This is a genomic window from Roseomonas acroporae (genome assembly GCF_023223525.1).
Taxonomy (GTDB): Bacteria; Pseudomonadota; Alphaproteobacteria; order Acetobacterales; family Acetobacteraceae; genus Roseomonas_E; species Roseomonas_E acroporae.
On record NZ_JALPRX010000027.1, the window covers coordinates 40,493 to 47,152 of the forward strand.

The following is a 6,660-nucleotide window of genomic DNA, read 5'->3' on the forward strand; positions in this document are numbered from 1 at the left end:
AGACCGGGCAGGGTTCCACGGGCCAGCCCTCCTGCTCCCGCATCGCGCCGGTCCCGCCGTGCCGGCGGAATGGCGGTCCGGAAGCGGGGCGGCCGATATGGGGCGCCGGGCAGGGGCCGTGCGGGTCTGCCGGCGACCGACGATGGCGGAGGAGGCGCTTCCGGTACCTCCCCGGCACCGGCGGCGCAGGCATCCGGCAGGTCGCGGAACGACAGTGGGGGGAAGCAGCATGATCGAAGCCGAACTGCGCGAGGCCACGGCGCCGCCGGAGATCGCCGCCCACTACGCGGCGCTCCGCGAGGCCACCGGGCTGCCGCTGGTCAACCTGATCTGGCGCCGGATGGCGACCCGGCCGGGCCTGCTCGCCTGGGCACTGGAGTCGGTGCGGCCGGCCCTGCGCTCGGGCGCCGTCGCGGCGGCGGCCGAAAGGCTGCCGGCCGCGTTGCCGATGCCGAGGCTGCCGGCGCTGCCGTCGGCCGGGGAGCCGGGGGCGGCGGACGTCGTCGCGGCCTACAACCGCGGCAACATCCTCAACCTTCTCGTCCTGACCGCGCTGCGCCGCCGGCTCGACTCGCCCGGCGAGGTCACCGCCGCATGGTCCCCCGTGCCGCCGCCGCCGATGCTGCCGCCGGTACCGCCGATCCCGACCCTGGCCACGCTGCCGCCGGCCGTGGCCGGCACGGTGCGTCGCCTCGCGGCCTCGCATCCGGACGCCGTCGACGGGGTGATCCCCAGCCTCTACCTGCATCTGGCGCTCTGGCCGGCGCTGCTGGCGGCGGTGGAGCCGGTGCTGGCGCCGGCCCTGGCGGATGGCAGCCTGCGCGCCGCCCGCGAGGCGGCCATCGACGCCGCGCACCGGGAGGCCAGGGCGCTGCTGCCGCTGGTCGGTCACGCCTCGCCCGTGCCCGAGGCCGAGTTGCCGGCGCTGCGGGCCACCCTGGATGCCTTCACCGGCCGCGTGATCCCGCAGATGATCCCGGTCGGCCTTGCCCTGGCCGGGCTGCTGCGCGGCTGACCGCCGCGCCGCCGGCACGGTGCGCGCGGCAGCGGTTCAGTCCGCCCGCCGCCCCTCGGCCGCGATGCGTTCGCCATCCGGGGGGCGCGCCGGCCGCCCTGCCTCCAGGTGCCGGCACAGCCGCACCGCCGGCGCCGTGATCACGGTGCAGACCACCGCCATGGCCACCATGGCGGAGAAGATCTGGCCGCCGATCAGCCCGGCATCGTGCAGCACGGCCAGCACCACCACCTCCATCAGCCCCTTGGTCTGCATCATCGCGCCGAGGGACAGGCTTTCCGCCAGGGTGAAGCCGAGGCGGCGCGCCGGCAGCGCCGTGCCGGCCAGCTTGCCCGCCACCGTCGCCGCCACGGCGATGGCCAGCAGGGCGAGGAAGCTCGCCGAGCCCGGCTCGATCAGCGCCCTGAGCCCGGTGGCCATGAAGAAGAAGGGCAGCAGCACCGTCGCCGTGACCAGCTCCAGCCGGCCGAGCAGCGCTGTCCGCCAGGCCGCCGGGATGGCGATGCCGGCAGCGAAGGCGCCGATCAGGTAGCCCGTTCCCAGCGCCTCCGAGACGCCGGCCGAGGCGATGGCGAGCGACACGCCGATGACCAGCCGCGCCCGTTCCCCGACGTCGCGCAGACGGCCGAGCAGCGGCCGCCCCGCGAGGAGCAGCAGCCCGAGCCAGAGCCCGGCGGCGGCGAGGCCGGCCAGCCCCCCGGCGCCGTGGCTGCCCGCGACGGTCAGCAGCAGCGCCAGCATCACCCAGAGCGCCGCGTCGTTCAGGGCCGCGAGGGCGAGCGCGGTCTGGCCGAGGCGGGTGGCGAGCAGCCCCAGCTCCTGCAGCACGGCCGCCAGCACCGGCAGCGCCGTCACCGCGATGCAGATGGCGACCGAGGCGACGAAGGTCGGGCCGCCGCCGGCCGGCCCGACCGCGCCCGGCATCGCGTGCAGCATCCACCAGCCGGCGAGGCCGCCGAGCAGCAGCGGCGCCGCCACGCTGCCGAGGGCCACGCCGCCGAGCCGCCGCCCGTCCCGCCGCAGCAGCGCCACGTCGAGATGCAGGCCCGTGACGAGGACGTAGAGCAGCACGCCGAGGCTGGCGACGCCGTCCAGGGCGGCGAGCACCGGGCGGGTGAACAGCGCGGCGTGCAGGTCCGGGGCGAGCCGGCCGAGCCCGGACGGGCCGAGCGCCACGCCGACCAGGATCTGCACCACGGCCAGTGGCGCAACGCGGCGCACGGCGCGCAGCCGCCACAACAGCCAGGGCAGCAGCACGATGGCGAAGGAGATGGCGAGAAGGCTGACCCTGGCGGACAAGCAGGCGGCTCCGGCGACGTTCGGCCCCGCCTTACCTCGCCGCGGCCGTCGCCGGAACGAGCGCCGTCGCGCCGCGGGTCAGGCCACGCCGGCGGATGGGGCAGGGGGGCGGTCCGCCGGTCCGCAGATACCGCGATGGCCGGCGGCCGGCCGTGCCGGCCGACCGGCGGATCCGCCCTACAGCGAACCGCAGTCCGGTTGGGACTGCGGTTCGCTGACGCTCATTGTTCTCGGCGCGGATTCACGCCTCGGGCGTAGCCGCCCTCCGGCGATCCGCTCTAGCGGTCCGATGCCGGCCGCGCGGGAAGCAGCCCCGGCTCCCCGCAGATGTCGGGCCGGTCGCCGCCCAGCAGGCCGCTGATCAGCAGGCCGAGCCGGTCGAAGCCATCCGCATCCAGCCGGCCCTGGATACGGCGGAACGGGCCCGACACCACCACCGGCACCTCGACCGGCGAGCCGGCCACCTGCGCCAGCGGCCGCAAGGCGATCTCCAGCGATTCGCCGCCGAGATCCACCTGGCCGGCGCCGCGCAGCCGCAGATAGGTGCTGTCGAGCGCCATGACCCGCATCCGCCCGACGCCCCGATGGAAGTCGCCGATCAGGCCGAGGCAGCGTATCGCCGTCTCCCCCGCCGCCGGCACCTCGATGCCGAGCGCCTCCAGCGGCGCGGCGGCGATGCGCGTCAGCGCGGCGTTGCTCAGGCGGCCCGCCAGCATGGTGGCGCTGAAGGGCCCGTCCAGGGTCGCCGCCAGGTCGCGGGCGCTGCGCCCTTCCGCCCGCAGCCGGGCATCGAGCCGCACCATGCCGGCCGCCTCGCCCGGCAGGCGCAGGGTCCGGGTCACCAGTCCGAGCGGGATGCCTGCCGCGCGCAGGCTCAGGCTGACCGGCACCGCCGCGGTGGCGGCCCCGCCGCCGGCATCCGCGCTGAGCGAGAGCTCGGCCGGCCCGTCCGGCATGGCGAGGCGGAGCTGGGCGAGCTGCAGTCGGTTCTCCGCCACCTCCAGCGCCAGTTCCACGTCGCGCCAGACCTGCTGGTTCAGGGTCAGCGCGCCGACGCGGGCGGCGAGGTCCACCGTGCGGCCCTGCACCCAGCGCCAGGGCAGCGGCGTATCCGGGATCAGCGGTCCGGTCGCGGCGGCGCGCGGGGAGACGGCCGCCGCGGCGCCGGCCAGCAGCGCGTCCAGGTCCAGCCGGGATGCGCGCAGCCGGCCGGTCAGCGCGAGGCGCGTGCCGAGGCCGAGCGTCGCCTCGCCCGTGGCCTCGACCTGACGGGCCGTGAGGGCCGCGTCGCGCAGCCGCGCCGTCGCGAGGTCGGCCGGCAGGACGACCCGGCCGTCCAGCGCCAGCCCGGTGAGCGGCGGCAGCACCGCGGGCAGCAGCGGCTGCCAGGCGGCGAGGTCGGGCAGGTTCAGGCGGATCGCCGCGTCCAGCCCGTCGAAGCGGGCATCCCGCAGGGCGAGCCTGCCGTCGAGCAGCAGGCTGCCATCCACCCCGTTGGCCACTCCGTTGGCCACTCCGCTTGCCGCCCCGCTTGCTGCCTCCCTGGCCGGCTCGCCGGCCGGCCGGCCGCGCGTCGGGGTGGCCCGGGCACGCATCACGAAGGGGGCCGCCGTCCTCTCGTCCAGGCGCGCCGGCACGCCGACCGTGCCGGCGAGGGAGAAGCCGCGCTCCTCGTAGCGGCCGCTGCCCTCGACCGTCGCGGTGCCGCCCGCCTGCGGCAGCGACAGCGACAGCGCCCCGAGCCGCAGCCCCGGCACGCGGTCGCCGAGATCGCCGCCCTCGAAGCGGAGCCGCGTCTCCCCGATCACCGGCAGGTCGCCCGGCTCGCGGCCGCTGGCGAGGTGGGTCGCGAAATCCAGCTTCCGCAGCGCCGGCAGGCGCATCGCCGGCCACAGGGCGTTGAGGCGCGCCAGATCCGGCGCCGTCCCCTCGACGCGCAGGTCGAAGGGGCCGGCCAGCCGCACGCGCCCGGCGGCGGCGACCCTGGCGTCGAAGGCATCGAGGGTGAGACGCGCATCCCAGGGGTCGGTGACGCTGCCGGTCGGCGTGGCGTCGGCGCGCAGCAGGAAGGGCTTGTTGTCCTGGTAGACCAGCTCGGTGGCGAGCTCGACGGGGCCGCCCTCGATCGGCCGGAGGAAGGCGAGGCTGCGTATGCCGACCACATGGGTCCGGCGCGGCAGGCGCAGCGTGACCATGCCGTTGCGCACCAGCGCCTCGGCGACGCGCACCGCGACGGCGGGGCCGGCGGGCGAGGTCGCGCCGGTCCCGCCGTCACGCCGCGCGTCGCCCGCCGCGTCGGCGGCGGTCGCGGCCCCGAACACCCAGTTCGGGCGGCCGTTCACGTATTCCAGCAGGATGTTCGGCCCGATCAGCGTCAGCCTGTCGACCTGGAGGCGGCGGCGCAGCAGGGCGGGCAGGGACAGGCGCGCCTCCACCCGTTCGGCCCGCACCATGTCGGGGCGGCTGCCGCCGGGCAGGTTGGCCAGCCGCACGTCGACCAGCTCGACCGTCGGCCAGAGCGAGCGGCCGATGCGCACGGGGCCACGCAGCTCGAAGGCCCGTCCGGTCGCCTCCTCGACGGCGGCGGCGAGTTGCGGCTTGTGGTCGTTCGGGTCGAGCAGGGCCAGGGCGAGGCCGAGCCCGGCCGGCGGCGCCAGCAGCACGACGAGGCCGGCGAGCCACAGGATGCGCCGCTTCAACCGCCCGTCCCCCGCGGCCCGCTGCGTCCCGGCCGTCCTGGCGCCCTCCCCCCGTTCGTTGCAGCCATCGCTGCGTCGGCTTCCCTCCTTCGGGCACCTCCGGCAGCGCGGCGGCGTGGGGGTGATGCGGCGGCTAGCCGTGGGGGCGGTTCGCGCCGGCCCGATGCGCGGATGCCGAGGCCGACGGGCGTGCCGGCCTGCCCCCCGGTCGCGCGCGGTCCCGAGCCGACCGTGTCCCGCAATCCGTCTCTCCATGCCTCGGCGCCGGCGTGTCGCCGGTCACCGGGGAGAACGCGACAGGGGCGTCCGGGATCACGCCAGCCGGTGTGCCTGGATCCAGCGCCTGGCCCGCCGCAGCCCGCCATGGAGCGTCTGGTCGGGCAGCATGTCCACGCCGGGGACGACGTCGATCCGCCACGCGGACTTCATGACGTAGCCGGTGGTCATGGTGGTCGGGATGGTGGCGGCGTCGAAGGCCAGGAAGCCGAGCAGCAGCAGCAGGGGGCGGCGCTTCACGGGCGCGGACCCGCGACGCCCGTTCCCGTCGGGGACGGGACCCGGGCGGCATCGGCGGGAAGGAGGCGAGGCATGCTCGGGCGTGTCGAAATAACACGGCCGGAGGCGAATTTCGGGACTGCCATGGGCCGAGGGTGTCAGGAGTCCCGGTCCCACACAAGTGGCCCGCCATCCGCAGGCAGGGTCGATGGCCGCCATGCCGATCGGCAGCCACTCTTCGCCACCGCGGTGGTGGCTGCCGCCTCCGCCTTGCTCACGCCTCCCGGCGCTGCCGCGCTCCGGCGCCGCCCTGCCCGAACGCCCAGCGCAGCGTTCCCGCCACGCCGAACATGCCCGCCCGCACGAGCGGCAGATCCAGCATCGGCGCGGGCAGCCCGTGCAGGCGCCTGGCCCATTCCGGCAGCAGGTCGACGGCGGCCCGTGACATCAGCGCCCGCACCGGCTCGACGGCCGGGCTCGCCGCCGGTCGCCGCAGGATCAGCCGGGCCACCTCCTCGGTGCGCGCGTCGCGGCGCAATGCCGGACGCATGCCCCGCATCAGCCGGCGCGCCTCGGCCCGGCTGCGCGGCACCGGGTCGGCGCCCAGCGCCGCGCCGATGACGGCCATCTCGGCGAAATAGCGGTCCTGGTCGGCGGCGGCCATGCCGGGCTCGGCGTAGCGCATCCAGGCGTCGAGGAAGCCGGTCGCCTCCGTCACGTGCACCCAGGCCAGCAGCGCCGGGTCGTCCGCGGCGTAGGGCGTGCCGTCCGGCAGCGTGCCGCGCACCCGGCCGTGGATGGCCCGGACACGCGCGATCGCGGCTTCCGCCTCCGCCCGGCTGCCGTAGGTGGTGGTGGCGATGAAACGGGCCGTGCGCCGCAGCCGCCCGTGCATGTCCTCGCGGAAGCGGGAATGGTCCCACACCCCGGCCAGCACGCCCGGGTGCAGCATCTGCAGCAGCAGCCCGGCGACGCCGCCCACCATCATCGCGCCGACGTCGCCATGCACCCGCCACGACACGGCACCGGGCCCGAACAGCCCGTCCGGGCGGCGTGCCACGGGCTGCTCGCCGCGCGCCTGGTCGTTGAACAGCGCCACGACCGTCGCGGCGATACGCTGTCGCAGGGGGCGCAGGGCGCCCGGAAGGAGCA

Annotated in this window: 5 protein-coding genes; 1 reads left to right on the plus strand and 4 read right to left on the minus strand. The window is 76.8% G+C overall.

Features of this window, described 5'->3' with window-relative positions; genetic code table 11:
* Window positions 1–229 precede the first annotated feature (229 nt).
* The gene (locus tag M0638_RS07630) at window positions 230–1,015 is read left to right on the plus strand and encodes a hypothetical protein (protein ID WP_248666371.1); all 786 of its coding nucleotides are present in this window, start codon (window positions 230–232) and stop codon (window positions 1,013–1,015) included.
* Window positions 1,016–1,051: 36 nt separating this feature from the next.
* Here the strand turns inward: M0638_RS07630 and M0638_RS07635 are convergent, their stop codons facing one another.
* The 4 genes from M0638_RS07635 to M0638_RS07650 form a co-directional block, all read right to left on the minus strand.
* Entirely contained in the window at window positions 1,052–2,314 is a 1,263-nt protein-coding gene (locus M0638_RS07635) for a cation:proton antiporter (protein ID WP_248666372.1), read from the minus strand.
* Between the two features lie 278 nt (window positions 2,315–2,592).
* Entirely contained in the window at window positions 2,593–5,013 is a 2,421-nt protein-coding gene (locus M0638_RS07640) for an AsmA family protein (RefSeq protein ID WP_248666373.1), read from the minus strand.
* Between the two features lie 312 nt (window positions 5,014–5,325).
* Entirely contained in the window at window positions 5,326–5,529 is a 204-nt protein-coding gene (locus M0638_RS07645; RefSeq protein WP_248666374.1) for a hypothetical protein, read from the minus strand.
* Window positions 5,530–5,782: 253 nt separating this feature from the next.
* Window positions 5,783–6,660, minus strand: an 878-nt coding sequence (locus M0638_RS07650) for an oxygenase MpaB family protein (RefSeq protein ID WP_345893007.1), incomplete at its 5' end; no start/stop codon positions are given.

Excerpts from the sequence above, each read along its gene's own strand:
- M0638_RS07630 (WP_248666371.1), top strand. The coding sequence starts at position 230 with ATGATCGAAGCCGAACTGCGCGAGGCCACGGCGCCGCCGGAGATCGCC.